We start from the raw sequence: 25520 nt of genomic DNA, 5'->3' as shown, positions 1-25520 counted from the left end.
CTTGCCTGTTCGCGCGATTTACCCAGGTTCAAGCGGATTCACGCCGAATTTACAAGGGAATCCGCCCGTTCTGGAAATGTGGAAGTGGCCGTTAACACTTTGTTAACGAAATCGCGGGATCAGGGGCGTAGGGGATGGCACTTCGGACTGTATCAAGTGCCAAGGTTGTTGCAAATGAAAGTTTTGATTGTTGAGAGTAACCCTGACCTCGGTCGGGTGTGGCAGCGGCACCTGGAGCGCCAGGGTGCCGAGGTAACGCTGGTTGACAGCCAGGAGACCGCGATCCTGGCGCTGTATGCGACGCCGTTCGAAGTCATCATTCTGGATTTGGTGCTGGAGTCCGGCAGCGCGCTAGCCGTGGCGGATTTTGCCAACTATCGCCGGCCGGACGCGCGGGTGATCTTTGTCACCAATACCACCTTCTTCTCGGACGGGTCGATCTTTGCGCACAGTTCGAACGCCTGTGCCTATGTCCAGAGCAACACGCCGCCCGAGGATCTGGCGGCCATGGTCGAACACTACGCAGCGGGGCGCTGATCGCGTCCGTGCGGCTGCCAATAGTCCAGAACCGGGTTGATCGGGATGATCCGGTGCGGATTGATGCTGTCGTGGCTGTAGTGATAGTGCCGCACGATGTGATGCAGGTTCACTGTGCTTTCCACCCCCGGCCACTGATACAGCTCGCGCGTGTAGGCCCACAGGTTGGGATAGTCGATCAGCCGTCTGCGGTTGCATTTGAAATGCAGGTGATAGACCGGGTCAAACCGGATCAGGGTCGTGAACAGGCGCCAGTCGGCCTCGGTCAGGCGATCCCCCATCAGATAACGGTTCGTGGACAGCCGGTCCTCCAGCCAGTCCAGCGTGTCGAACAGGGGGTGCACGGCCGTGTCATAGGCCTCTTGCGTGGTTGCAAAGCCCGACTTGTAGACACCGTTGTTCACGTTTGAATAGACCCGCGCGTTGACCTCTTCGATCGCGTCGCGCATTTCGGCGGGCCAGTAGTCGTCGGTGTTGCCGGTGATTTCGTCGAAGGCCGCATTGAACATGCGGATGATCTCGGAGCTTTCGTTCGACACGATGGTCTGTTGCGCCTTGTCCCAAAGGATCGGTACCGTCACCCGGCCCGAATACTGCGGATCGGCGCGGGTATAGACCTGATAGGCATAGTCCAGGCCATAGAGCGTGTCTCCGGTGGCGCCGTGGTCGTCCGTCTGGAAGGTCCAGCCGTGCTCCAGCATATCGGGATGAACGACCGATACTGTGATCAGGTCCTGCAGCCCCTTAAGCTGACGAAAGATCAGCGTGCGATGCGCCCAGGGGCAGGCCAGACTGACATAAAGGTGATACCGGTCGGCTTCGGCCTTGAACCCGCCCTTGCCCGACGGGCCGGGGCGGCCGTCGGCTGTGATCCAGTTGCGGAACTGGGCGGCCGAGCGTTTGAAGGCCCCACCGGTGGATTTTGTGTCATACCATTTGTCGTGCCACACGCCGTCGATCAAAAGGCCCATCCCGGCTCCTCCACTTTGCGTCTGGCCACAATGATAAGACGCATAGTCCTTCGTTCCTATGAGGTTCAGCGCGCAAGGTCCCTGCGCGGATGCACAACGCCGCCCGCGCTCATGCGACCAAGTTCACTGGATTTTTACGAAAATGAGGTCAGAATGGAATCGGCAACCGGGGGAGTTTTTCATGAGTACCTATGTTTCCAAGGAAATCAGCGCGGAATTGGACGCCGCCCGAATCGCCGCCCTGAAGAAGGCCAGCCGTTTGCGGGTGGAAGTGGGCGACAAAACCTACAGAGTCCTCAGATTGTGGAAGGACGGGTTCACGGTCGAATCTGATACCACGCCGCGCCTGCGCGGGCTGGTCGACATCTATGACGGAGCGCGGCATCTGTATCAGTGCCTGATCATTGCGGCAGATACCGAAGGCCCGGAAATGCGGTATGAGTTCAAACGCAGCACGGCCCATGTCGACACTGCGCCACTGGACTATGCGCGTGACCCCGACGCCCCGATTGCCCTGCTCGGGCCGGCGGAGTAGGCCTGCCAAGTCTACTGCAAATCGCTGAAGGCCGCCTTCAACCGCGTGCAGGCCTCTTCGACCCGCGTGCGTTGGGTGGCCAGGTTGAAGCGTTCGAACGTCTCGCCCCCAGTGCCAAAACCTGGCCCGGGTGAGGTGGCGATTCGTGCGTCCTGCCGCAGACGTCGCACGAATTCGGCATGGTCCATTCCGGTGCCCGAGAAATCGACCCAGGCCAAGTAGGTCGCCTGCAGGGGCATCGACCACAGGCCGGGGATCTCGGAAATCGTCTCATCGAACAGCGCACGGTTGCCCTTCAGATGGTCGATCTGGGCATCCACCCATTCGGCGCCTTCCGGCGTGTAGGCCGCGGTGATCATGGCCACGCCAAGTGCGCTGGGGTCATAGTCCAAAGTGTTCAGCCGGTGGCGCATCTGCGCCCTCAGCGTGTCGTCTGGAATGATCATGTTGCCGGTGCGCTGGCCTGCGATGTTGAAGGTCTTGGACGCCGCTGTCAGCGTCACCGTCCAGGGCCGCGCATCCGGCGCGGCCACGTCCATCGGCACGAATTTGTGGCCCGGATAGACCAGATCGTGATGGATCTCGTCCGAGATCAGGATCAGCCCGTTGCGTTCGGCAAAGGCCGCCACCGCACGCAGCTCTTCCACTGTCCAAACCCGCCCGGACGGGTTCTGCGGCGAACACCAGATCAACATCCGTTCGGACCCGTCCAGCCGCGACTGTGCGTCGTCCAGGTCGATCTCATAGGTATCGCCGGCCCGCACCAGCGGGCATTCCACCACCCGGCGGCCGGTCTTGTTCACCTTGTGCGCAAACTCGTGGTAGACCGGCGTGAAGATCACCACTCCGTCCCCCGGTTCGCTCCACACATCGAGGCTCAGCGCGATGGCGTTGCCCAGACCCTGTGTTGTCAGAACCCAATCGGTCTCGATCGCCCAGTCGTGGCGGTTCTGCATCCACCACTGCACCGCCTGCAGATAGGCCGGGTGCTGCCAGGAATAGCCGAACACCCCGTGATCGGCCGCGCGGCGCACCGCGTCGATCACGCAGGGCGCGGTGGCATAGTCGGAATCGGCGGTCCACATGGCCAGCCCGTCCTCGGGCGAGACGCCGAACAGCTGCTCCATCTTGTCCCATTTCGAGCTGAAGGTGCCCCGGCGGTCGATCAGGTCGTTGAAAGTCATGTCTGCTCCATTTGTTGGCTTGAAAGCTATCGGGAAATTCGCCCGGTGCAAGGGGGGCGTTGCGGCCGCGCCCGCGATGACCTAAATCAGCCCCATGAAACGCAACATCCTGATCCATCCCGATCCCCGCCTGAAAAAGGTCTGTGCGCCCGTGGACGACCTGTCGGACGAGCTGCGCGCGCTGGCCGACGACATGCTGGAAACCATGTATGACGCGCCGGGCATTGGGCTGGCCGCGCCCCAGATCGGCGTGCTGGAACGGTTGATCGTGCTGGATTGCGTCAAGGAGGAAGGCGCCACCCCCCGCCCGCTGGTGATGTTCAATCCCGAGATCATCTCGGCCTCGGACGAAACCAGCGTCTACGAGGAAGGCTGCCTGTCGATCCCCGATCAGTTCGCCGAGGTTACCCGCCCGGCCGAGGTTGAGGTCGCCTGGATGGACCAGAACGGCAAGGCGCAGCGGGAAACCTTCGACGGGCTCTGGGCCACCTGCGTGCAGCACGAGATCGACCACCTGAACGGCAAGTTGTTCATCGACTATCTGAAGCCGCTGAAACGGCAGATGATCACGCGCAAGATGGTCAAGCTCAAGCGTGAGCTGGCCCGCGCATGAGCGTCCGTCCCTGCCTGCCATGGCCCGACAAGCGCCTGCGCACCAAGGCCGAACCGGTGACTGAAATCACCGACGAGATCCGCGCCATCTGGGACGACATGATCGACACGATGGAGGCGATGCCCGGCGTCGGCCTGGCGGCGCCCCAGATCGGCGTGATGCTGCGGCTTGCGGTCGTGGACGGCTCGGCCGAGCGTGGCCGCGCGGTGCGCCTGGCCAACCCCGAAATTCTGCACAGCTCGGTCGAGCTGCGCGAGCATGACGAGGCCAGCCCGAACCTGCCGGGCGTGTCGGCCAAAATCAAACGTCCGCGTGCGGTGACAGTCCGATTCCTCAATGAAAACGGCGAGATCGACCAGCGCGAGTTCGTCGGCATCGAAGCCACCAGCGTGCAGCACCAGATCGACCATCTGAACGGTCGGATGTATTTCGACCGTCTCAGCAAGGTCAAACGCGACATGCTGCTGCGCAAGGCGAAAAAGGCGGGGTAGGTCGGCATGCGCGTCATCTTCATGGGAACGCCCGAGTTTTCAGTGCCGGTGCTGGACGCGCTGGTGCGGGCCGGGCACGAGATCGCCGCCGTCTATTGCCAGCCGCCGCGCCCGGCCGGTCGCGGCAAGAAGGACCGACCCACGCCGGTGCATGCCCGCGCCGAGGCGCTGGGCCTGCCGGTGCGCCATCCCACCTCGCTGAAATCGCCCGAGGAACAGGCCGCCTTAGCCGCGCTGAAGGCCGATGTGGCGGTGGTCGTGGCCTATGGGCTGATCCTGCCGCAGCCGATTCTGGACGCGCCCCGGCATGGCTGCCTGAACATCCACGCCAGCCTGCTGCCCCGCTGGCGCGGGGCCGCGCCGATCCACCGGGCGATCATGGCGGGGGATGCCGAGACCGGCATCTGCATCATGCAGATGGAGGCCGGTCTGGACACCGGCCCCGTCCTGCTGCGTCAGGCCACCCCGATCGGGGCCGAGGAAACCACCGCCCAGTTGCATGACCGCCTGTCGGCGATGGGCGCCGATCTGATCGTGCAGGCTCTGGACCGCCTGCCCGAGCTGACCCCCGAACCGCAGCCCGAGGTCGGTGTGACCTATGCCGCCAAGATCGACAAGGCTGAGGCCCGCGTGGACTGGTCGCGCCCCGCCGTCGAGGTCGATCGCCAGATCCGCGGCCTGTCGCCCTTTCCCGGTGCCTGGACTCAGATCGAGGGCGAGCGCGTCAAGCTCCTCGCCTCGCGCCTGTCGGACGGGCAGGGCCGGCCGGGCGAGGTGCTGGACGACGCGCTGCGCGTGGCCTGCGGTACCGGTGCGGTCGAACTGCTGCGCTTGCAACGGGCGGGCAAGGCGGCGCAGGATAGGGAAACCTTCCTGCGGGGCTGGCCGATCCCGGCCGGAACCCGCCTCGGCTCGGAGACGTCCTGATGTTCATGGTGATGATGGGTACCGTCGTGATTGCCGGCATCGTCGGCTATCTGTCCGAAGTGACGGGCTTTACGCACAACGGGTATCTGCAATCCATCATCATCTGCGTGGGCGGAGCGTTCCTGTTCTATTTCATCCGCATCATGTTCGGCATCAGCTTTGGACCGCCGGGGCTGGATGCGGTGATCTCGTCGGTGGGGGCCTTGATCATCGTGCCCACGCATTGGAGGAAATGAGATGCCCGTCCTTGCCCTGATCGTCATTGGCGCCGCGGCCGGATTTCTGGCCACCCGCCTGATGCGGATCGAGGCGGACATCCCCACCACCCTGCTGATCGGTATCGCCGGGGCAGTGGTGGGCGGGCTGATCATGCGTGCCTTGCTGACGGTCATGGGTTGGATGCCCGGATTCGTCGGCGCGGTGCTGGGCGCGCTGCTGCTGATCTGGATCTGGAAGACCTATTTCCGGCGCTGACCCGAGGCCCTAGCGCGCGTCATAGATGTCCGCGGATCCAAGGCGCTGAACGGGCTGGGTTGTCATGTCGAACCGGTTCGCTTCGCCCGCAGTCATCCAGTGCATGTCCTCAGCCGAAGCCGCATCCAGAGTGAACCAGTAGAAATCCTCGTCCACGTCGATATCGCGGAAATAGTCCAGATACCTGTCATGCTCGGGGTGATCTTCCGGCAGCTCTGCGGCTTTGAACCCACCGCCCGCCCAGCTGTGGACCCCGACACAGGCGCCCGGTTGCAGGGTCCTTCGATTGCCCGCCAGAAACAGATCGGTTCCGCCCGATGCCACCAGACCGTTTGACGGAGCGACGGTATCGAACCCTTCGGCCCGTACGACGCGGCCGAAGATCACGTTGGCGTCGTCATCCACCGACCCTTCGATGTTCTGCAACACCAGCGTCCTGCAACCCCGGATTATGGGCGATGACCTCCTCGAAGGCGCTGAGCGAGGTGTGGTCGATCGTTCCCGTCACAATGATCTTGTCCCCGCGCTCAACGAAACTCAGCGGCGTGTAGTCCTCGGCGCATCCAGCCAGCAGGGGCAGGCAGATCAGCAACCGTGTCATCGGATGAATCCTTGCGCCTTTTGCCCTTGTCCGGCGGGCGGTTATTGCCGCGGCGGGCGTGCCTTGTAGACCGGCAACTGCCAGCCGAACAGCAGCGATCCGGCCCGCAACGCCCAGCAGGACAGCGCGCACAGGCCCAGCGCCGGCAGTGTCTCCAGCCCCAGACGGGTGGCCACCACGGCCACCAGCGCCCCCGTGAAGGCGCACGAGACATAAAGCTCGCCCTGTTTCAGCACCAGCGGCACCTCGTTGCAGACCACGTCGCGCATCAGCCCGCCCAGGCACCCGGTGGTCACTCCCATCAGCACCACGATCACGCCCGACTGACCCAGCGCCAGCGCCGCGCCCGTTCCTGCCGCCACGGCGATCGACAGTGCGAAACTGTCCAGCCAGACCAGCCAGTTGTAGCGGCTTTCGACCAGGTGCGCGGTGAAGAACACGACCACCGCCGCCGCCACCGCGATCAGGATATAGTCAGGTTGGCCCACCCAGAAGACCGGGTGCCTATCCAGCAGCAGATCGCGCACCGTCCCGCCGCCTACCGCCGTCAGGCAGGCGATGAAGGCGAACCCCACAAGGTCCAGCTGCGCCCGGCTGGCCACCAGCGCCCCGGTCAGCGCAAAGACCAGAACCGAGGCATAGTCCAGCAGGGCCAGACCGGTCATGTGCGGGCCTTTTTCGGCTTGAACGGGGCCATGCCCGCGCGCGCCAATTCGTCGGCGCGTTCGTTTTCGGGGTGGCCGGCATGGCCCTTGACCCATTCCCAGGTCACGTCATGGCGCTGTTGGGCTTCGTCCAACCGCTGCCACAGGTCCACGTTCTTGACGGGCTTCTTGCTGGCGGTCTTCCAGCCGTTGCGCTTCCAACCGTGGATCCAGCCCGTCACCCCGTTTTTCACATAGGCGCTGTCGGTCACGATGGTAATTTTCGAGGGCCGCTCCAGTGTTTCGAGCGCGCTGATCGCGGCCAGCAGCTCCATCCGGTTGTTGGTGGTCTCGGCCTCGCCGCCGTTCAACTCGCGCTCTTTCAAGACGGTTTCTCCATCCATCGCCCGCAGCAGCACGCCCCAGCCCCCCGGGCCGGGATTGCCCGAACAGGCACCATCGGTATAGGCAAACAGATCAGGCATGGGCCAGCACCAGAATGAAACCGTCATACGATCCGGACAGCCCCTTTCCCATACCGGTTGTGACACGGTCAATGACGAACCCCGCCTCGACCAACGCGGTCTCGATCTCGGGGCGCGTGAAATAGGTGTAGTAGCGGTCCAGTTCGTCGCGATGCTCTCCGGTGCCCAGTTTGAGGCCCAGACAGAACACACCGCCCGGCTTCAGGGCCCGGTGGATGGCGGCCAGGTGTCGCGGGAAATCGGCGCGCGGGGCGTGCAGCAGGGAAAAGCTGGCATAGACCCCATCGTATTCGGCCGTTTCAGTCACGTCATCGAACGTGCCCAGATGCGCGTCCACGCCATTTGCGCGGGCGTGTTCGACAAAGGCCGGTGTGGCGTCCAGCGCCCGAACCCGCAGCCCCTGGCGCAGAAAGAAACCGCTGTCCAAACCCGGGCCCGACCCCAGATCCAGCACCAGCCCGTCGCCGACCGCCTGCGCAAATGCTGCGCGCGATTCGATCTGTTCGGGTGGCAGCGGCACTGCCAGATAGTCGTCCACACGGGTTGTGTAGGCATCGATGGTTCGTTTGTCGCTCACAGGAATACTCCAACGGCCAGGCAGGCCAGTACGATGGCGCTCAGCAGCAGCCGCAGTTTCATCCACCAGCGCGGGGTCAGGCCCCAGGACCAGAACAATGCGTCCAGCACCAGCAGCCCGGCAAAGCCGATCATCAGGTTGGTGCCCGCGTCGACCGGCCCGCCGCCGGTGGTGAAGAACGCCCACAGCGCCGGCAGGACCGACAGTACATAGCACAGCGCCGCCCGACTGCCCGAGGTCTTGGTGGCAAAACCCCACAGAACGCCGGACATGAAGCTGAGGATCACAGCGCCATAGAACAGCTGCACATAGGGCCCCACGAACCGGGGGCCCAGCGCGCGGCTGCCCCAATCATTCAGGTCTCCGCTCAGGTAGGTCAGCGCGCCCCATACAAAGGGGATCAGACCGGCCAGGCCCAGAACTAACGGTGCGCGGGGGATGCCGCTCATGCGGGCACGCGCAGAATGCGAGGCACCTTGAACTCGACATTCTCGGTGGCGGTTTCGACGGTTTCGACGGTCACGTCATAGCGGTCGCGGAAGGCGTCGATCACCTCGTTCACAAGGACTTCGGGCGCCGAGGCGCCGGCGGTGATGGCGATGCTGGAAATCCCTTCCAGCGCGCGCCAGTCGATGTCGGTGGCCCGCTGCACCAACTGGGCATAGGTGCAGCCCGCTTTGGACGCCACTTCGACCAGACGGCGCGAGTTTGAGGAGTTGGGCGCACCCACCACCAGCAGCGCATCCGACTTGGGTGCGACGGTCTTCACCGCCTCCTGACGGTTGGTGGTGGCATAGCAGATGTCTTCCTTGTGCGGGCCGACGATGGCCGGGAAGCGGTCCTGCAGCGCGGCCACGATGTCGCGCGTGTCGTCCACCGAGAGGGTAGTCTGGGTGACAAAGGCCAGTTTTTCGGGGTCGCGGACCTGCACCTTGGCCACATCGTCAACCGTTTCCACCAGCAGAACCTCGCCCTCGGGCAGCTGGCCCATGGTGCCGACGGTTTCGGGGTGGCCCTTGTGCCCGATCATGATCATCTGCAACCCGGCCTCGGCGTGGCGCTGGGCCTCGATATGGACCTTGGATACCAGCGGGCAGGTGGCGTCGACAAAAAGCATCTCGCGCGCGGCTGCGGCGGCGGGCACCGACTTGGGCACGCCATGGGCGGAAAAGATCACCGGCCGGTCATCGGGGCATTCGTCCAGCTCTTCGACAAAGACGGCACCCTTGGCGCGCAAGCCGTCCACGACGAACTTGTTGTGCACGATCTCGTGCCGGACATAGACCGGGGCGCCCCATTTCTGCAGGGCCATTTCCACGATCTTGATCGCGCGGTCCACACCAGCGCAGAACCCGCGCGGGGCGGCCAGATACAGGGTCAGGGGGGGCTTGGTCATGCGTCTGTCTCCTTGACAGGGACAGGTAAGGCTTTTCCGCCCTCGGGTCCAGACGGGACGGGTGTCATTTCGCTGACACAAACACATGCCAAGGTGCCGGTGTTTGAGCACAGGTTCTTTTTTGAAGACGCGCGGCTGGGGCTTTCCGTCCCGGCCGCGCCATTGATCCGCAGGAGTGGGCCGTGGGAGACGTTACTTCCCGGCCACCGCCACATTGCGCGGCTCGTCCGACGCCTCGCGCGGCGGGCGCCCGATCACGTCGCGCAGATCGTCCAGTTCGATGAAGTTGTCGGCCTGGCGCCGCAGTTCGTCCGAGATCATCGGCGGCTGGCTGCGGATGGTCGAAACCACCGACACGCGCACGCCCTGACGTTGCAGGCTGGCAATCAGCGGGCGGAAATCCCCATCGCCCGAGAACAGCACGATATGATCCACCCGTGGCGCCAGTTCCATGGCATCGACTGTCAGTTCGATATCCATGTTCCCCTTGACCTTACGGCGCCCCATGCTGTCGGTGTATTCCTTGGCCGGTTTGGTCACCATGGTGAAACCGTTGTAGTTCAGCCAGTCGACCAAGGGGCGGATCGGCGAATATTCGTCGTTTTCCAGCAGCGCTGTGTAGTAAAAGGCCCTCAGAAGCTTGCCGCGACGCATGAACTCCTGACGCAGCAACTTGTAATCAATATCAAATCCCAGGGCTTTCGCGGCGGCGTACAGATTCGAGCCGTCGATGAACAGCGCCAGCCGTTCGTCCTTGTAAAACATAAAATCGTCCTTCCGGTATTGACCAGCGCGCGGTGGTGTAAGTGAGTGAGTGATGAGAAATCACGCGCCGGTCGCTTTAAAATAAGAGATTCCGCATGTATCGCAAGTGCGCTCAGGTCTGAACATAGGGTTATTTATGGTCAACTCCACGTCAAAAGCGGTCATCGCGCTGGGGGCAAATCTCAAACTGAGATCATATGAACCCAAGGTGACAGTTCGCAGGGCTGTCGACGCATTGGCCGGTGAGGGCTTGGTGATTCGCGCTGTCAGCCGGTTCTTTTCGACCCCGTGTTTTCCGGCGGGCGCCGGACCAGATTATGTCAATGCCGCCGCGCTGGTCGAGACCGAGGCGGCCCCGCAGGAGGTTCTGACCCTTCTGCACAGGGTCGAGGCCGATTTCGGCCGTGCCCGCCAGCAGCGCTGGGGGATGCGCACACTTGACCTGGACCTCGTCTGCTGGGGCGATCGCGTTCTGCCCGATGCTGCCGCGTTCGACCATTGGCTGAACCTGCCGCTCGACCGGCAGCGAGAGGCGGCTCCCGAGCAGTTGATCCTACCGCATCCGCGCCTGCAGGACCGCGCCTTCGTTCTGGTTCCGATGGCGGAGGTGGCGCCGGGCTGGCGGCACCCGGTGCTGGGCCTGACGGTTAATGAAATGATCGAACGCCTGCCGCCGGACGATGTCGCCGCGGTCACGCCGCTGGATGCCACGTGAAAAAGGGCATTTCCCGCTTGTCATGGCGGGGATTCGCGCTTAGATAAGCGTCTTCCTGACATGGATTCATTAGTGGAGAGCGCCTCATGGCCCGCGTGACGGTCGAAGATTGCGTAGACAAGGTTCCGAACCGGTTCGAACTGGTGATGCTCGCTGCCCACCGCGCGCGCGAAATTTCCGCCGGCGCGCCGATCACGATCGACCGCGACAACGACAAAAACCCGGTCGTAGCCCTGCGCGAGATTGCCGAGGAAACCCAGACCTCGGACGAACTGCGCGAGCGTCTGATAGAGGCCAACCAGACCCAGATCGAGGTCGACGAGCCTGAAGAGGATCAGATGGCGTTGCTGATGGGGGCCGAATCGGACAAGCCCGCAGATGACGACATGTCGGAAGAAAAACTCCTGCGCGCCCTGATGGAGGCTCAGGGCCAGGGGTAAGCCCTGAACACGAAGGTGCGGACCGGATGATTTCAGCTGAAGACCTGGTTGCGCTGGTCCGCAACTACAACCCCAAGACAAATGCCGATCGCATCATCCGGGCCTACGAGTTTGGCAAGAAGATGCACGAAGGCCAGTTCCGGCACTCGGGCGAGCCCTATTTCTCGCACCCAGTCGCGGTGGCGGCCATTCTGACCGAACAGCGTCTGGACGATGCGACCATCATCACGGCGCTGCTGCACGACACGATCGAGGACACCAAGGCGAGCTACTCCAAGATCGCCGAGTTGTTCGGTGACGAGGTGGCGATGCTGGTCGACGGTGTCACCAAGCTGACCAATCTCCAGCTTTCCAGCCGCGAAACCAAGCAGGCCGAGAATTTTCGCAAGCTGTTCATGGCCATGTCCAAGGACCTGCGGGTCATTCTGGTCAAGCTGGCCGACCGTCTGCACAATATGCGCACGATCAAGGCGATGCGCCCTGAAAAGCAGGTGCAGAAAGCGCGCGAGACGATGGACATCTTCGCGCCTCTGGCCGGCCGGATGGGCATGCAGTGGATGCGTGAAGAGCTTGAGGATCTGGCCTTCCGTGTCCTCAACCCCGAAGGCCGCCAGTCGATCATCCGTCGTTTCATCACGCTGCAGCGCGAAACCGGTGACGTGATCCACCGCATCACCGGGGACATGCGGCACGAGTTGGAGAAAGCGGGGATCGAGGCCGAGGTGTTCGGCCGCGCCAAGAAACCCTATTCGATCTGGCGCAAGATGCAGGAAAAGGATCAGGGCTTCTCGCGCCTGTCCGACATCTATGGCTTCCGCATCATCACCCAGACCGAGGAAGACTGCTATCGCGCGCTGGGCGCGATCCATCAACGCTGGCGTGCGGTGCCGGGGCGGTTCAAGGATTACATCAGTCAGCCCAAATCGAACGGCTATCGCTCGATCCACACGACCGTTTCCGGGCGTGACGGCAAGCGGGTCGAGGTGCAGATCCGAACCCGGCAGATGCACGATGTTGCCGAGTCCGGTGTGGCGGCGCATTGGTCCTACCGGGACGGGGTGCGGACCGAGAACCCCTTTGCGGTGGACCCTGCCAAGTGGATCGCGAGCCTGACCGAACAGTTCAACGCCGAGGAAGACCACGAGGATTTTCTCGAAGCGGTCAAGCTCGAGATGTATTCCGACCAGGTGTTCTGCTTCACGCCCAAGGGCGATGTGGTCAAGTTGCCGCGTGGGGCAACGCCGATCGATTTCGCCTATGCGATCCACACCCGCATCGGCCATGCCTGCGTGGGGGCCAAGGTCGACGGCATCCGGGTGCCGCTGTGGACCCGGCTCAAGAACGGCCAATCGGTCGACATCATCACCGCAGACGGCCAGACGCCGCAGGTGACATGGCTTGAGATTGCCGTGACCGGCAAGGCCCGCACCGCCATCCGCCGCGCCCTGCGCGAGGTCGACCGCGAAAGATTCATCAAGCTGGGCCGCGAATTGGTGCGCGCGGGGTTCGAGCACGTGGGCCGCAAGGCGACCGACAAGGCGCTGGAGACCGCTGCCAAGCAACTGCGGATCAAGGACAGCGACGAGTTGCTGGCCCGGGTCGGCAGTGCCGAACTGACAGCCCATGACGTGGTCGCCGTGGTCTATCCCGAGCTGACCAAGGATGAGGGCGAGGCGATCCCGCTGCGCCGCGCGGTGATTGGCCTGGAACCGGGCCAGAAATTCGAGCGTGCGCCCTGTTGTCAGCCGCTTCCGGGGGAAAGGATCGTGGGCATCACTTCGCGCGGGAAAGGTGTAGTGGTGCATGCCATCGACTGCGGTCGCCTGACCGAATTCGAAGACCAACCGCAGCGCTGGGTTGATCTGCACTGGCATTCGGGTACGCACCCGGCGGCGTACGGCGCCACGCTGGATCTGACCATCGGCAACGATGCCGGGGTGCTGGGGCGTATTTGCACATTGATCGGCGAGAAAAAGGCCAATATCTCGAACTTGGAATTCGTGGACCGCAAACCGGATTTTTACCGCCTTTTACTCAGCGTCGAGGTGCGCGACCTGCAACAGCTGCATTCGCTGATGCTGATGCTCGAGGCCGAAAGCGATGTCGCGGCGGTCGAACGGTATCGAAACACGCGGGACGCTGCGGTCGCAGCAAGCTGAGAGGGGACACGCAGGAGTGGTATTCAAGCGCCGTGATCGCCGCTCTGCTCTTCAGGCCGCCTCGGAGTTCGTTTATCCGCGCGGCGGTTGGACCCGGGCCTTTCACTATGTCAAACACCGCGTCCGGCGTCTGCCCGATACGCCCGAGCGTATCGCGCGCGGCATTGGCGCCGGAGTGTTCGCCTCGTTCACGCCGTTCTACGGGTTGCATTTCGTGGTGGCTGCGGTGCTGGCCCGGCTGATCAACGGCAACATTCTGGCCGCGCTCAGCGGCACGTTTTTCGGCAACCCGCTGACCTATGTGCCGATCGGGGTGATCTGCCTGCAGACCGGGCATTTCCTGCTGGGCACAAAATATGATGAGGGCGACACCCAGGGGCTGATGCGCAAATTCGCCGATGCGCTTGGGGATCTGAAGAACAATTTCGTGGCTCTGTTCACCGACCGCGTCGCCGACTGGCATGGCTGGGCGCAGTTCTATGACGGCGTATTCTACCCTTACATGATCGGCGGTATCATCCCGGGTATCGTGGCCGGAGTGATCTGCGGCTATATCAGCCTGCCGCTGATCCGCACCTATCAACAGCGCCGCCGGGCCAAGATCAAAGCCAAGTTCGAGGAAATCAAACGCCGCGCCGAAGCAGCCCCTGCCGTTTCGCAAACAAACCCTCTAGGCTCGGCGCGGGCGACCAGAAAGGAATCGAAAGATGTCTGACACTCACCTGCGTCTGGGCGTGAACATCGACCACGTGGCCACCGTGCGCAACGCGCGCGGCGGGGCATATCCCGACCCGCTGCGCGCGGCCAAACTGGCCGAAGAGGCCGGTGCCGATGGCATCACCGCGCATCTGCGCGAAGACCGCCGCCACATTTCCGACGCTGACATCGAAGGCTTGATGCAGGTGCTGTCTGTGCCGCTGAACTTTGAAATGGCTGCCACCCCCGAGATGCAGGCGATTGCCCTGCGCCACAAGCCGCACGCGGTCTGCATCGTCCCCGAAAAGCGCGAGGAGCGCACCACAGAGGGCGGGTTGGAAGTCGCGCGCGAGGAAAATCGCCTTGCCCATTTCATCGCGCCACTGCGTGACGCGGGCTGCCGCGTATCGATCTTCATCGCCGCCGACCGCAAGCAGATCGAGGCCGCCCACCGCATCGGCGCGCAGGTGATCGAGCTGCACACTGGCGCCTATTGCGACGCCCATGCCGAAGGCCGGATGGACGACGCGCGACGAGAACTGGACGCGTTGCGTGAGATGTCCTCCTTTGCTCATGCGCTGGGGCTCGAAGTACACGCCGGCCACGGTCTGACCTATGACACGGTGCAGCCCGTGGCAGCCTTCCCCGAACTGCGCGAACTCAACATCGGCCATTTCCTGATCGGTGAGGCCATCTTCCGCGGTCTGGGTCCGGCCATCCATGAAATGCGCCGCCTGATTGACGAGGCGCGAGCGCCGTCGCATTCAGGAAAGGTCGACGCCTGACATGATCCTCGGCATCGGCACCGATCTGGCGAATATCGACCGTATCCAGGGCACGCTTGACCGGTTCGGCGACCGGTTCCGCAATCGTGTCTTCACCGAGACCGAGCAGCGCAAGGCCGAGCGGCGCGCCGACACCGCCGGCACCTATGCCAAGCGCTGGGCCGCGAAAGAGGCCTGCTCCAAGGCGCTGGGCACCGGCTTGCGCATGGGCATCGCCTGGAAGGACATGGCCGTGACCAACCTGCACACCGGGCAACCCGTGATGCACGTCACCGGCTGGGCGGCTGAGCGGCTGCGCGAGATGACGCCCGATGGGCACGAGGCCATCATCCACGTCACCCTGACTGATGACCACCCCTGGGCCCAGGCTTTCGTTGTGATCGAGGCCCGCCCCGTGGCCGATTCGGACGTGGCCTTGACTTGGCCTCGATCGCCCCGCATGTAGCCCCAACGACGCAAGGACTGGAGAGCAGTATGGCCGAGCAAGCCAAATCCGGAAACGCCATCTGGGAGACGATCAAGACCATCGTCTATGCCCTGCTGATCGCGGGCGTTTTCCGCACTCTGTTCTTTCAGCCTTTCTGGATTCCGTCGGGATCGATGAAACCCACGCTGCTGATCGGCGACTTCCTGTTCGTCAACAAGATGGCCTATGGCTACTCCTACGCCTCGTGCCCCAGCCTGATCATCCCCAGTGTCGGACTCAACATCGATGCCGAAGACATCTGCGGCTGGATGGGTGGAGACAACACCCGTCTGCTGGGCGGAGAGCCGGAACGCGGCGATGTGATCGTGTTCCGCCACCCGGTCACCGGCCGCGACTACATCAAACGGCTGATCGGCCTGCCGGGCGACCGCATCCAGGTGCGCGGTGGGGTGGTCTACATCAACGGGGTCGAGGTCAAGCAGACCCCCGACGGCACCTTCACCGAGATCGCCGAGCCGCAAGGCCCGCAGCGCCTGCGCCCGCGCTGCGAAAACGGCCCGGTCGGTGTCGGCGGCACCTGCGAGAAGTCACGCTTCATCGAAACCCTGCCCAACGGCGTTCAGCACGAAATCCTGAACATCGGCAACCAGGGATCGGACAACACCGGTATCTACCTCGTACCCGAGGGCCACTATTTCTTCATGGGTGACAACCGCGACAACTCGGCCGACTCGCGCCTGCCGCAATCGGCTGGCGGGGTCGGTTACGTGCCTTATGAAAACCTGATCGGTCGCGCCGATCGCATCATGTTCTCGTCTGCGGGCCGGTCGATGCTGTTCTTCTGGACCTGGCGGGGCGACAGGTTCTTCAAGGCAATCCATTGAAGCTGTCGGCTGACATGAAGGCGTTCCAGAAACGCCTCGGGCACCAGTTCGCCAATCCCGAACTGCTGGTGCGGGCGCTGACGCACGGGTCGGTCTCTTCGGCCACACGGCCTGACAACCAGCGGCTCGAATTCCTCGGTGACCGGGTGTTAGGCCTGGTGATGGCCAGCGCACTGCTCGAGGCCGACAAGACCGCCACCGAAGGCCAGTTGGCGCCGCGGTTCAACGCGCTTGTGCGCAAGGAGACCTGTGCCGAGGTCGCCCGTCAGATCGACCTGGGCGCAGTGCTGAAGCTGGGGCGGTCCGAGATGATGTCGGGCGGCCGCCGCAAACAGGCGTTGCTGGGCGACGCGATGGAGGCGGTGATTGCCGCCGTCTATCGCGATGCCGGGTTCGAGGCTGCACGTGACGTGATCCTCAAGCTCTGGGGAGATCGGATCCATACGGTCAAGGCTGATGCCCGCGACGCCAAGACCGCGCTTCAGGAATGGGCCCAGGCCCGCGGTCAGAAACCGCCCAGCTATGTCGAGCTGTCGCGCACAGGGCCTGATCACGCTCCGGTCTTCACCATCGCCGCCCGGCTGGAATCCGGCCCCGAGGCTCAGGCCACTGCGCCCTCCAAGCGTCAGGCCGAACAGGCCGCCGCACGTGCCTTGCTGGACAGTCTGCCCAAGTAATCGGCCCGCCTTCATCTGGCTGAAAATATCCCGGGGGGCCCGGGGGCTGGCCTCCCGGCTCACGACGCAGTCCAGGGCTGGCCCCCGACGCCGTTCTGCGGTAGGGAAACAGACTTGCAACCAGGACCAACGACACCATGACGACACGCGCCGGATTCATCGCCCTGATCGGAGAGCCCAACGCAGGCAAATCCACCCTTCTGAACCGCATGGTCGGGGCCAAGGTCTCTATCGTGACGCACAAGGTGCAGACCACGCGCGCCCGTATCCGCGGCGTTGCGATGGAGGGTGATGCGCAACTGGTCTTCGTCGACACGCCGGGTCTGTTCAAACCCCGCCGCCGACTTGACCGCGCGATGGTCGCGGCGGCCTGGGGCGGGGCGGCCGATGCTGACATCATCGTTCTGATGGTCGAGGCGCATCGCGGTATCACCGAAGGCGTTGAGCGTATCCTGGATGGCCTGTCCGAGATCGCGCAAGGCCGCAAGGTGGCGCTGGCGATCAACAAGATCGACCGGGTCGAGGCCCCCGCGCTGCTGTCACTGACCCGCGAACTGAATGACCGCTTCCCCTTTGCCGAAACCTTCATGATTTCGGCTGAAAAAGGCCACGGCGTCGATGACCTGCGCAAATGGCTGGCGCAGCAATTGCCCGAAGGCCCCTGGCTCTACCCTGAAGACCAGATCGCCGATCTGCCGCTGCGCATGATCGCGGCCGAAATTACGCGCGAGAAGCTGACCCTGCGCCTGCATCAGGAATTGCCCTATCAGCTGACTGTCGAGACCGAGAACTGGGAAGAACGCAAGGATGGTTCGGCCAGGATCGACCAGGTGATCTATGTTGTGCGCGACGGCCACAAGGGCATCGTGCTGGGCAAGCGCGGCGAGACGATCAAGGCCATCAGCCAGACTGCTCGGGCCGAGTTGGAGGATTTCCTTGATCGCAAAGTCCACCTGTTCCTGCAGGTGAAGGTCCGGCCCAACTGGCTGGAAGAGGCCGAGCGCTACTCGGAGATGGGTCTGGATTTCAAAGACGGCAACACATGACCCGCCTGACGGCCGAGTTCTGGGTCCACGCCTACCTGGCCCGGCTGCGCCTGCACGAGATCCCCGCCTTTGTCGTAGCCCATGGCGACGACACTGCCGGCGCGGTTCTGGTCAAGCTCAACACGCTCGACGGCAAGGCCACCGCCTTTCAGCGCAGCTTTGACCTGCTCAGCGGCGCACGAAAATGGATCGAGCTGGCCAAAGGTCCCGAGGCTGAGGTGGACGAGGCGATCGCCCGCCAGCGCAGCTTTGACCCCGACCTCTGGGTAATCGAGGTCGAAGACCGGCAAAGCCGGCATCTTTTGAACGAGGAAGGGCTGGACTGAGACCTGGACCTTTCAGGTCAGCCGATACAGCGCGTTGCGCCCGAATTTACCGCGTAATTCATATCCGTTTTGCTCCAAAAGACCCGCAATATCGACCGACCAGAAGCGTTCGTGCTGGAGTTCGAAGAAGATCGATTTGGGTTTCTGGGTGGCCGAAGCTTCGGTGATCAGCGGGGCAAGCACCCGGTCTTCCTGGCCCTCGACATCCACCTTGACTAGGTCGATCGGCGTATCCGGGTCGGATGGCAGAAACTCGGTCAGCGTCCGCACCTGAACCGATATGCCGTTGGCGCCGCGCATCGGTTCGCCCAGTCTGGCCAGCCCCAGGTTTCCCTGCGCCGGCACAAACAGCTCCATCTCGCCGCTATTGTCCGAAATCGCGCAATCATGGACCCGGATGCAGTCAAATGCGTTCAGGTGGATGTTTTCTTCCAGCCGCGCCCGCATGACAGGGTTGGGTTCGAATGCATGGATCACTGATCCGGGTGCCGCGACCGCTGCCAGGCGCAGGGTGTGAGCCCCGGCATTGGCGCCAACGTCATAGGCCACGATCGGGCGGTCTTTGGGCAGGTCTTTCAGAATATGCCGCAAAGCACGTTCTTCCTGGGTGCGCCCCATGCGCCAGATCTGAAATTCCGTGTTGTTGTCGGCGGGATGAATGCGCATTCGGCACCCGCGATAGTCGACCTCGGTGGGTTTCAATTCGCGGCGGATGCGTTTTCTGATCTTGTTGGGGGTGTCCGGGTCATTGAAGATGTCGCGTAGAAGGTCATTCGGCCAGTCCATGGCGGTAGATCCCGTTTTAGTTCCCCGTTCCGAGTGCTTTCTATCAGTGGGATCTGCGCTGAAAAACACTTATTCCTGATCGGGCCTTTCCGCGCCCGTCAGGATGCTCCGGGCACCCACAGGGGCGACAGTGCCAGCCAGACGCCCGCGAACATGGCGACCCCGCCCAGGTTCACCCAGACGTGCCAGATCGCATAGCGGTAGGGCAGCGTCTTGCGGGCATAGAACGCGGTTCCGACTACATAGCAGCCCGACCCGGCCAGAATGCACCAAAGTGTCGCTACGGGTACGCTCCGCAGGTCGGGCAGGGCCAGCAGCCCCAGCGCTCCCAGTCCTAGGTAGGACGCGGTCGACCAGCGCGATTTCACGGTTTCATTGGTTGTCTTGTTCCAGACCGCCACCGCCGTCAGAGCCCAGGACACCACCAGCAGACCCATCGTCCAAGGCGTGCCAGCCAGAACGAAGAACGGCGTGAAGGTGCCGGCGATGCTGGGATAGATCGCCGCGTGGTCGATGCGCCGCAGCAGCGTCCGCCGCTCGTGCAGCGGCAGAAAGTGATAGGCCCAGGACGCCATGTTCGACGCCAGCGCGCACGCCACATAGACCAAGACCGCAGCCACCAGCGCACCTTGCAGATGGGCCATCGCTTTTGACAGCAGCGTGCCGCCCGCGCCCAAGATCAACGCCAGCCCCAGCGCATGCACCGCCATGTCCGCGCGGCGGAAGGCGGGGGAAATGCTGGGAAAGGTTGCGTCGGTCATGTCTGGCCTCGTGGCTGCCCGTTCCGGGTAATGCCGCTGCGAATTCAAGTCCACAATTCCGGCGCGTCAGTTGGAGTTCTTCGATTGAATTTGCTTCTTTTTGCGCCGCGCCGTACCGTCACGGTTCGACGCGACCTCAAGGCAAACCAAAGGCCCCGCATGGACTGGCGCGACCATGGCATTCTTCTGACCACCCGCCGCCACGGCGAAACTGCGGCCATCATCGAGGTGTTCACCGAAACCCATGGCCGCCATGCGGGCGTGGTGCGCGGGGGTGCCAGCCGCAAGATTGCGCCCATCCTGCAACCCGGCGCGCAGTTGGACGTGCTATGGCGGGCGCGATTGCAGGAACATATCGGCACCTTCCAGGTCGAGCCGCTGCGCTCGCGCGCGGCGGCGGCGTTTTCGGGGCGGTTGGCGTTGTCAGGGCTGAACGTGGTCGTGGCGCTGCTGTCCTTCTGCCTGCCCGAACGCGAACCACACCCCGGCCTCTACCGGCAGACGGAACAGCTGATGGATCTGCTGGGCCAGGATGAGATCTGGCCGCTGGCCTATCTGCGCTGGGAACTGGCCTTGCTTGAAGAGTTGGGCTTTGGGCTGGACCTGACACGCTGCGCCGTGACCGGCACGACCGAGGGGCTGGCCTATGTCTCGCCCAAGACAGGTCGGGCGGTCAGTGCCGAAGGCGCCGGGGATTGGGCCGAACGGCTGTTGCCTCTGCCGCCGGTGTTGCGCGGGCAGGGGGCCGCCCCGGATGACGAGGTCGCCGCCGGGCTGCGCACAACCGGCTATTTTCTGGCGCATCGCGTGGCGCCATCGCTGGGTCACACGCCGTTGCCCGAAGCCCGCGCCCGCTTTGTCGATCAGTTCACTCGGCGGCTTTGAACACCATCTCGTGCCCGTCCTCGTTGCGCAGGATCAGCACGTCGCCCGATACCTCGGACTGCGTCATCGCCAGCAGCGCGGCGAAATAGAACCCTTCGGCCTCAAGTCCGGCGCAAGCGGCGCGGGTGGCGGTCAGGTCGGCGATTTCGAACCACGGATAGGGCGCGCTCAATGTGCCCGAGTAGCTGTTGCAGGGCGCGTTGCCGGCAATCTTGCCTTCTTCGGGAAAGCGCAGCAAGGCGCTCGCGTCATAGGACTGGCCGTTAACTTCCTGCAGCACCCAGGTGCGGTCGGCCGCGCCATAGGCGGCGACGCTTTCGTCGCGATCACATTGCAACAGGGCAAGGGCGGGCAGGATCAGGCTCAGGCGCAGCATGAGGGCTTTCTATCCCGACTTGGCGTCATTGCGCCAGCAGTTCGGTGCGCACCTCCATCCGTGGACGCCAGTTGTAGCGCGTGTCCTCGCGCACCGGCGCCCAGAACAGGTCACCCCCGTTGCGCCAACCGTCCAGCACGATCGCGTCATAGGGCCCGCCGCCCTTGGCGCTGATCGCGGCGGAGTGGTGGATGATGCGGAACGAGGTCGGCGGCGAGGTGATCCAGTGCAGGTCCAGCGTGCGGAAGTTCTCTTGCCGCAGCCGCTTCAGGATATCCTCGGCCCAGTCATTGCACAGCCCGCGTTCGCGAAAACCGTTGATGACCTTGGCGTTGTGAATGATCGCCGGATCGGTGACCCGATACTCGGCCCTCAGCTGCAGCGCATAGTCATGAGCGATTTGTGCCGCGCGGGCGGCTTCCTGCGGATGGACATCGGGGCCGAGGTTCTGAATGGCGCGGGTCAGACCGGCAACATCGCCCGAGGGTGTGCCGGACGGCGTGCTGCATCCCGCAAGCAGGAAGCCAAGAACAAGGATCAGAAGGCGCGCCATGGTCACTCCGCAAAGATCAGGTCGGCATCTGCGTAGCCGCGGCGCAGCATGATGCGGTTCGATAGCTACTTAGCTGAAACCTGTACCGGGGCCCAAGCGGGAATTTAGCGCGCCATCGTGTCTGGTGGGTCGAGTTGGGTGAATTGAATACGGCAGATCTGGTCATTCGGCACTACTGGATTGCCGCAAAAGAAAAGACCCGGCACCGGTCCGGGTCAAGTTGGGGAATCCGCGACGTACTGGCGCTCAGGCCAGCAGACGCCGCGCGATGACTTGCGCCTGGATCTCGGCGGCGCCTTCAAAGATGTTCAGAATGCGGGCATCGCACAGAACGCGGCTGATCTTATATTCCAGCGCGAAACCGTTGCCGCCGTGGATCTGCAACCCGTTGTCGGCCGCCGCCCAGGCAACACGCGCGCCCAGCAGCTTGGCCATCCCGGCCTCCAGGTCGCAGCGGTGGCCGTTGTCCTTCTCCCAGGCGCTGAAATAGGTCAGCTGACGGGCGATCATGATCTCGACCGCCATCATCGCCAGCTTGCCCGACACGCGCGGGAAGTTGATCAGGGCCTTGCCGAACTGCTTGCGCTCCTGCGCGTATTGCATGGCGATGTCCAGCGCGCTTTGGGCCACGCCGATGGCGCGGGCGGCGGTTTGGATGCGCGCGGATTCGAAGGTTTCCATGAGCTGCTTGAAGCCCTTGCCTTCCTCGCCGCCCAGCAGGTTCTCGCCCTTGACGTGGAAGCCGTCGAAGGCCAGCTCGTATTCCTTCATGCCGCGATAGCCCAGCACCTCGATCTCGCCGCCGGTCATACCGGGGGTCGGGAATGGGTTGTCGTCGGTGCCGGGCGTCTTTTCGGCCAGGAACATCGACAATCCGCGATGGTCGGTGGTTTCGGGATCGGTGCGTGCCAGCAGCGTCATCACATGGGTGCGCGCGGCATGGGTGATCCAGGTCTTGTTGCCGGTGATCTTGTAGTCGCCGTTCTCGTCCTTGACCGCGCGGGTGCGCAGGCTGCCGAGGTCCGAGCCGGTGTTCGGTTCGGTGAAGACGGCGGTGGGCAGGATCTCCGCGCTCGCGATCTTGGGCAGCCATTGGGCCTTTTGTGCATCGGTGCCGCCCGCCAGGATCAGTTCGGCCGCGATCTCGGACCGGGTGCCCAAGCTGCCGACGCCGATGTACCCGCGGGACAGTTCCTCGGAAACCACGCACATCGACGCTTTGGACAGGCCGAACCCGCCATATTCCTCGGGGATGGTCAGGCCAAAGACGCCCATCTCGGCCAGTTCCTCGATGATTTCCATCGGGATCAGTTCGTCCTTCAGGTGCCACTCGTGCGCGTTGGGCTCGACCCGATCCAGCGCATAGCGGCGGAACTGCTCGCGGATCATCTCAAGCTCTTCATCCAGGCCCGAGGCGCCGAACATCGTGGCCCCGGACTGGTCTTGCATCAGCTGAACCAGACGGCTGCGCGCGGCCTGGCTGTTGGCCTGTGCCATCAGCGTCTGCACCTCGGCGCATTGGAAGCCCGACAGCGCATCCCAGCCCAGCCCCAGATCCTGCAGGCGCACGACCTCGCCCTGGTTCATCGGGATGCCGCCGGCGACTTGGTGCAGGTATTCACCAAACGCGATTTGGTGCAGCAACTGCTCCATCTCGCCAAACTTGCCCTGGGCGTCCAGCGCCTCGGCCCATTTCTGCATCTGCTGCAGCGACTGGTTGTAGGTGGCCAGCCAGGCCAGCCCATGCGCGGCGGTCTGGTTCGCTTCGACCAAGGCGCCCGAGACGCGACCCTCGGCCGTGACCATCTCGCGCACTGCATCGCGCGCCCGGTCAAAGACGGACTGAACCGCCGGCAGCGCGGCCCCCGTCAGGGTCAGAAGATCGGGCAGAACCGGCTGAGAAGTCATGTTCGTCATATCTTGTCCGTCATGGGCCATGAATCACGTCCTTTGCTGGGTTGTCTGGTCATATCATGCTGCAAGTGCAGCGCAACAAAAATTCACAAAATGCGTCGAAAAGGTCCAAAAATTACGCAACGATTTTTGCGATGCAGAAGAAATGCAGGGTGTTATTTAAGGGCATGACACTGTTTTCGATGCTGAGTTGGCCCGAGCTCTGCCTTGCCTTCGCGGTGGCCTTTCTGGCCGGTGCGGTCAAAGGCATGGTCGGGTTTGCCATGCCGATGGTTCTTGTTTCGGGGCTGAGCATGATGCTGCCGCCGCAACTGGCCCTGGCCGGGCTCATCCTGCCCACGTTGGTCACGAACGGGTTTCAGGCCCTGCGCGAAGGGCGTGCGGCGGCGGTGTCGGCCATTCGGCAGTTCCGGGTGTTCCTGATGGTGGGGCTGGTGTTCCTGCTTGCCAGCGCGCAGTTGGTCAGCCTTGTGCCGGCGCGGGCGTTCTTGTTGCTGGTCGGTCTTCCCGTCACGTTTTTTGCCGCGATGCAGTTGCTGGGGTTCGGGCTGAGCCTGTCCCGGCCTTCGGCGCGGATCGAAGCTGCGATTGGCGCGATGGCCGGGTTCGTCGGGGGCATTTCCGGGGTTTGGGGGCCGCCAACCGTGGCTTATCTGACCGCGCTGAACACGCCCAAGTCCGAGCAGCTGCGGATACAGGGGGTGATTTACGGATTGGGTGCCGTGGCGCTGGCCGTGGCGCATGTGGGATCGGGGGTGCTGCGCGCCGATACGGTGCCGTTTTCCATGGCGCTGACAGTTCCCGCGGTGGCAGGCATGTGGTTGGGGCTGCGCTTGCACGACCGGATCGATCAGGCCACATTTCGCAAGGCAACGCTGCTGGTGCTGATGGTCGCCGGTGCAAACCTGTTGCGGCGCGGTCTGGTCGGGTGATCGGTCAGGTCTGGCGGTCGACTACGCGAAAGGCGAAATACAAGCCGAACATCAAAAACAGCAGCCCTGACATGTCACCAATAAGAAACGCAACATATTCCGAGGTCGAACTGCCGAAGGCCAAGTTGGTCAAGATGGACACCAGAATCGATGTGATCACACCGACCCCCATAATGCAGGCCCAGCACGGGCTGCGGCCAGGGGCGGGAAACAGATCCCACCCCGCCCATTTCAGCAGGTAGAACACCGCCGGTGCCGTCGTGACCGCGATGGCAATCGCCAGCAGTCGGTTTGCCAGAAACACATCCGCGCCGCCCAGCAGTGCGAATACGATGAACACTCCGGGAAACAGCGCCGGAATGGCCCGCCATCCAAGCAGCCAGGCCGCCAGAACCCGCACGCCATGTGGCAGAAACAGCAGGCTGGCGCGGCTTGGGTATTCCGGGAAGAAAACGTTCTGCAGAGGCATCAGAACCGAAAACGTCAGAAATGACGCTCCGACATATGCCAGCGAGGCGAAAAACGTGTCAGTGATCCACGATCGCATGAGGTTCAGCTGAACGAGCGCAGCAGCAGGTCAACGCGGCGCATTGACGATATAGCGGCCCCTGTTTGCGTTTCCGCTGTGCGCCAGATAGCCTTTCTGCACCAGCGATTTCAGTGCGCGGAAAAAAGTCGGTCTGGATATGCTTTGCACCAGGGTGTGTTCGATCAATCCATAGGTGCGGATCTCGGAACCGTTCTTGGACAATTCTTCGGCCGCATAATAAATGTCGCGTTCAACCGGAGATAGTTCCTCGAGACCCAGTGTACGCTCCATGCTGTGTACCAGTTTGCGCAATTCGGCCAGTTTCGAGATTTCGGTCATGTTCATTCCTGATATTCTTGCTGCCAACATAACGCCCCGTTTGGGTGGAACAGTTTCGGTGGAACACTTGGCGCGCCCCGAAGCGGCATT

36 protein-coding genes are annotated in these 25520 nt (G+C 63.2%); 19 read left to right on the top strand and 17 right to left on the bottom strand.

Features of this window, described 5'->3' with window-relative positions; translation table 11 throughout:
* The first annotated feature begins 174 nt into the window (after positions 1-174).
* Entirely contained in the window at positions 175-537 is a 363-nt protein-coding gene (locus AC2FME_RS12440; protein WP_490359939.1) for a response regulator, read from the top strand.
* Here the strand turns inward: AC2FME_RS12440 and AC2FME_RS12435 are convergent.
* Positions 519-1508 (bottom strand): glutathione S-transferase family protein, encoded by a 990-nt coding sequence (locus AC2FME_RS12435; RefSeq protein WP_496688782.1) that lies wholly within the window; start codon positions 1506-1508, stop codon positions 519-521. The genes AC2FME_RS12440 and AC2FME_RS12435 overlap by 19 nt on opposite strands.
* Positions 1509-1689: 181 nt before the next feature.
* Between AC2FME_RS12435 and AC2FME_RS12430 the strand changes: the two genes are divergently transcribed.
* A complete protein-coding gene (locus AC2FME_RS12430) occupies positions 1690-2043 on the top strand; it encodes a hypothetical protein (protein ID WP_496679319.1) in 354 nt (117 codons plus the stop codon).
* Between the two features lie 11 nt (positions 2044-2054).
* On the opposite strand, the gene AC2FME_RS12425 is transcribed toward AC2FME_RS12430, so the two are convergent.
* On the bottom strand, positions 2055-3227 hold the full coding sequence (locus AC2FME_RS12425) for a MalY/PatB family protein (protein WP_496800576.1): 1173 nt from the start codon (positions 3225-3227) through the stop codon (positions 2055-2057).
* 94 nt (positions 3228-3321) lie between these two features.
* Here AC2FME_RS12425 and def (AC2FME_RS12420) point away from each other — a divergent pair, with 94 nt between their 5' ends.
* Genes def (AC2FME_RS12420) through AC2FME_RS12400 form a run of 5 tightly spaced genes read left to right on the top strand, consistent with a single transcriptional unit; the run spans position 3322 to position 5732 of the window.
* Positions 3322-3840: a peptide deformylase gene (def, locus tag AC2FME_RS12420; protein ID WP_005981311.1), complete on the top strand. Its 519-nt coding sequence runs from the start codon at positions 3322-3324 to the stop codon at positions 3838-3840.
* Positions 3837-4331: a peptide deformylase gene (def, locus tag AC2FME_RS12415; RefSeq protein ID WP_496800575.1), complete on the top strand. Its 495-nt coding sequence runs from the start codon at positions 3837-3839 to the stop codon at positions 4329-4331. The genes def (AC2FME_RS12420) and def (AC2FME_RS12415) overlap by 4 nt, the downstream gene beginning before the upstream one ends.
* A 6-nt stretch (positions 4332-4337) precedes the next feature.
* Positions 4338-5258, top strand: coding sequence for a methionyl-tRNA formyltransferase (gene fmt / locus AC2FME_RS12410; protein ID WP_496800574.1), 921 nt, complete (start codon positions 4338-4340; stop codon positions 5256-5258).
* Positions 5258-5494, top strand: coding sequence for a hypothetical protein (locus tag AC2FME_RS12405; protein ID WP_005981317.1), 237 nt, complete (start codon positions 5258-5260; stop codon positions 5492-5494). The genes fmt and AC2FME_RS12405 overlap by 1 nt, the downstream gene beginning before the upstream one ends.
* A gap of 1 nt (position 5495) precedes the next feature.
* Positions 5496-5732 (top strand): GlsB/YeaQ/YmgE family stress response membrane protein, encoded by a 237-nt coding sequence (locus AC2FME_RS12400; RefSeq protein ID WP_149776373.1) that lies wholly within the window; start codon positions 5496-5498, stop codon positions 5730-5732.
* Between the two features lie 9 nt (positions 5733-5741).
* On the opposite strand, the gene AC2FME_RS12395 is transcribed toward AC2FME_RS12400, so the two are convergent.
* From AC2FME_RS12395 to AC2FME_RS12360, 8 genes are all read right to left on the bottom strand, one after another.
* Entirely contained in the window at positions 5742-6158 is a 417-nt protein-coding gene (locus tag AC2FME_RS12395; RefSeq protein ID WP_496800573.1) for a hypothetical protein, read from the bottom strand.
* Positions 6130-6333, bottom strand: coding sequence for a hypothetical protein (locus AC2FME_RS12390; RefSeq protein WP_496741963.1), 204 nt, complete (start codon positions 6331-6333; stop codon positions 6130-6132). The genes AC2FME_RS12395 and AC2FME_RS12390 overlap by 29 nt, the downstream gene beginning before the upstream one ends.
* 41 nt (positions 6334-6374) lie before the next feature.
* Positions 6375-6998 carry a trimeric intracellular cation channel family protein gene (locus AC2FME_RS12385; protein ID WP_496800572.1) on the bottom strand — a complete coding sequence of 208 codons (624 nt, stop codon included), beginning with the start codon at positions 6996-6998 and terminating at the stop codon, positions 6375-6377.
* Positions 6995-7462, bottom strand: coding sequence for a ribonuclease HI (gene rnhA, locus AC2FME_RS12380; RefSeq protein WP_170342684.1), 468 nt, complete (start codon positions 7460-7462; stop codon positions 6995-6997). The genes AC2FME_RS12385 and rnhA overlap by 4 nt, the downstream gene beginning before the upstream one ends.
* Positions 7455-8039: a class I SAM-dependent DNA methyltransferase gene (locus AC2FME_RS12375; RefSeq protein ID WP_496800571.1), complete on the bottom strand. Its 585-nt coding sequence runs from the start codon at positions 8037-8039 to the stop codon at positions 7455-7457. The genes rnhA and AC2FME_RS12375 overlap by 8 nt, the downstream gene beginning before the upstream one ends.
* Positions 8036-8488 carry a DUF3429 family protein gene (locus tag AC2FME_RS12370; RefSeq protein WP_490359948.1) on the bottom strand — a complete coding sequence of 151 codons (453 nt, stop codon included), beginning with the start codon at positions 8486-8488 and terminating at the stop codon, positions 8036-8038. Before AC2FME_RS12370 ends, AC2FME_RS12375 begins: the two co-directional genes overlap by 4 nt.
* On the bottom strand, positions 8485-9435 hold the full coding sequence (gene ispH, locus AC2FME_RS12365; protein WP_496679295.1) for a 4-hydroxy-3-methylbut-2-enyl diphosphate reductase: 951 nt from the start codon (positions 9433-9435) through the stop codon (positions 8485-8487). The genes AC2FME_RS12370 and ispH overlap by 4 nt, the downstream gene beginning before the upstream one ends.
* Before the next feature lie 192 nt (positions 9436-9627).
* The gene (locus tag AC2FME_RS12360) at positions 9628-10200 is read right to left on the bottom strand and encodes a LabA-like NYN domain-containing protein (protein WP_496679293.1); all 573 of its coding nucleotides are present in this window, start codon (positions 10198-10200) and stop codon (positions 9628-9630) included.
* A 136-nt stretch (positions 10201-10336) separates the two neighbouring features.
* Between AC2FME_RS12360 and folK the strand changes: the two genes are divergently transcribed.
* From folK to AC2FME_RS12310, 10 genes are all read left to right on the top strand, one after another.
* Complete coding sequence (folK, locus tag AC2FME_RS12355) at positions 10337-10915, top strand: 2-amino-4-hydroxy-6-hydroxymethyldihydropteridine diphosphokinase (RefSeq protein WP_496800570.1); 579 nt, start codon at positions 10337-10339, stop codon at positions 10913-10915.
* Positions 10916-11001: 86 nt separating this feature from the next.
* Positions 11002-11355 carry a DNA-directed RNA polymerase subunit omega gene (gene rpoZ, locus AC2FME_RS12350; protein ID WP_496679290.1) on the top strand — a complete coding sequence of 118 codons (354 nt, stop codon included), beginning with the start codon at positions 11002-11004 and terminating at the stop codon, positions 11353-11355.
* Positions 11356-11381: 26 nt separating this feature from the next.
* Entirely contained in the window at positions 11382-13514 is a 2133-nt protein-coding gene (locus AC2FME_RS12345) for a RelA/SpoT family protein (RefSeq protein ID WP_496688800.1), read from the top strand.
* A gap of 16 nt (positions 13515-13530) precedes the next feature.
* The gene (locus tag AC2FME_RS12340; protein WP_496688802.1) at positions 13531-14229 is read left to right on the top strand and encodes a DUF2062 domain-containing protein; all 699 of its coding nucleotides are present in this window, start codon (positions 13531-13533) and stop codon (positions 14227-14229) included.
* Positions 14222-14995 carry a pyridoxine 5'-phosphate synthase gene (locus AC2FME_RS12335; RefSeq protein ID WP_496800569.1) on the top strand — a complete coding sequence of 258 codons (774 nt, stop codon included), beginning with the start codon at positions 14222-14224 and terminating at the stop codon, positions 14993-14995. The genes AC2FME_RS12340 and AC2FME_RS12335 overlap by 8 nt, the downstream gene beginning before the upstream one ends.
* A 1-nt stretch (position 14996) precedes the next feature.
* Positions 14997-15440 carry a holo-ACP synthase gene (gene acpS / locus AC2FME_RS12330; RefSeq protein WP_496800568.1) on the top strand — a complete coding sequence of 148 codons (444 nt, stop codon included), beginning with the start codon at positions 14997-14999 and terminating at the stop codon, positions 15438-15440.
* Between the two features lie 29 nt (positions 15441-15469).
* Positions 15470-16306, top strand: a complete 837-nt coding sequence (gene lepB, locus AC2FME_RS12325; protein WP_496679280.1) for a signal peptidase I — start codon at positions 15470-15472, stop codon at positions 16304-16306.
* Positions 16303-16983, top strand: a complete 681-nt coding sequence (rnc, locus tag AC2FME_RS12320; protein ID WP_496679279.1) for a ribonuclease III — start codon at positions 16303-16305, stop codon at positions 16981-16983. Before lepB ends, rnc begins: the two co-directional genes overlap by 4 nt.
* 137 nt (positions 16984-17120) lie before the next feature.
* A complete protein-coding gene (gene era, locus AC2FME_RS12315; RefSeq protein ID WP_496800567.1) occupies positions 17121-18029 on the top strand; it encodes a GTPase Era in 909 nt (302 codons plus the stop codon).
* The gene (locus AC2FME_RS12310) at positions 18026-18355 is read left to right on the top strand and encodes a DUF1491 family protein (protein ID WP_496800566.1); all 330 of its coding nucleotides are present in this window, start codon (positions 18026-18028) and stop codon (positions 18353-18355) included. The genes era and AC2FME_RS12310 overlap by 4 nt, the downstream gene beginning before the upstream one ends.
* Before the next feature lie 12 nt (positions 18356-18367).
* On the opposite strand, the gene AC2FME_RS12305 is transcribed toward AC2FME_RS12310, so the two are convergent.
* Both AC2FME_RS12305 and trhA read right to left on the bottom strand, forming a co-directional pair.
* Positions 18368-19141, bottom strand: a complete 774-nt coding sequence (locus AC2FME_RS12305) for an FkbM family methyltransferase (RefSeq protein ID WP_496688809.1) — start codon at positions 19139-19141, stop codon at positions 18368-18370.
* Between the two features lie 98 nt (positions 19142-19239).
* Positions 19240-19902, bottom strand: coding sequence for a PAQR family membrane homeostasis protein TrhA (gene trhA / locus AC2FME_RS12300; protein ID WP_496800565.1), 663 nt, complete (start codon positions 19900-19902; stop codon positions 19240-19242).
* Between the two features lie 159 nt (positions 19903-20061).
* Between trhA and recO the strand changes: the two genes are divergently transcribed.
* Positions 20062-20787 (top strand): DNA repair protein RecO, encoded by a 726-nt coding sequence (gene recO, locus AC2FME_RS12295; RefSeq protein ID WP_496679272.1) that lies wholly within the window; start codon positions 20062-20064, stop codon positions 20785-20787.
* Here the strand turns inward: recO and AC2FME_RS12290 are convergent.
* The 3 genes from AC2FME_RS12290 to AC2FME_RS12280 all read right to left on the bottom strand — a co-directional run bounded on the left by AC2FME_RS12290 (position 20771) and on the right by AC2FME_RS12280 (position 23654).
* Positions 20771-21163: an META domain-containing protein gene (locus AC2FME_RS12290; protein WP_496679269.1), complete on the bottom strand. Its 393-nt coding sequence runs from the start codon at positions 21161-21163 to the stop codon at positions 20771-20773. The two genes, recO and AC2FME_RS12290, sit on opposite strands and share 17 nt — an antisense overlap.
* Before the next feature lie 25 nt (positions 21164-21188).
* Positions 21189-21716 (bottom strand): hypothetical protein, encoded by a 528-nt coding sequence (locus AC2FME_RS12285; RefSeq protein ID WP_496800564.1) that lies wholly within the window; start codon positions 21714-21716, stop codon positions 21189-21191.
* Between the two features lie 246 nt (positions 21717-21962).
* Positions 21963-23654 carry an acyl-CoA dehydrogenase family protein gene (locus AC2FME_RS12280; protein ID WP_496741949.1) on the bottom strand — a complete coding sequence of 564 codons (1692 nt, stop codon included), beginning with the start codon at positions 23652-23654 and terminating at the stop codon, positions 21963-21965.
* A 143-nt stretch (positions 23655-23797) separates the two neighbouring features.
* Between AC2FME_RS12280 and AC2FME_RS12275 the strand changes: the two genes are divergently transcribed.
* A complete protein-coding gene (locus tag AC2FME_RS12275) occupies positions 23798-24562 on the top strand; it encodes a sulfite exporter TauE/SafE family protein (protein ID WP_496679264.1) in 765 nt (254 codons plus the stop codon).
* Positions 24563-24566: 4 nt separating this feature from the next.
* Here the strand turns inward: AC2FME_RS12275 and AC2FME_RS12270 are convergent, their stop codons facing one another.
* Entirely contained in the window at positions 24567-25109 is a 543-nt protein-coding gene (locus AC2FME_RS12270; protein ID WP_496679263.1) for a hypothetical protein, read from the bottom strand.
* A 30-nt stretch (positions 25110-25139) separates the two neighbouring features.
* Positions 25140-25430, bottom strand: a complete 291-nt coding sequence (locus tag AC2FME_RS12265; RefSeq protein WP_496679261.1) for a hypothetical protein — start codon at positions 25428-25430, stop codon at positions 25140-25142.
* Positions 25431-25520 lie beyond the last annotated feature (90 nt).

It is taken from the genome of Ruegeria sp. BHSC026 (assembly GCF_059613065.1).
The sequence above is the reverse complement of the archived record's forward strand: the minus strand, read 5'-3'. Positions and strand labels throughout refer to the sequence as shown.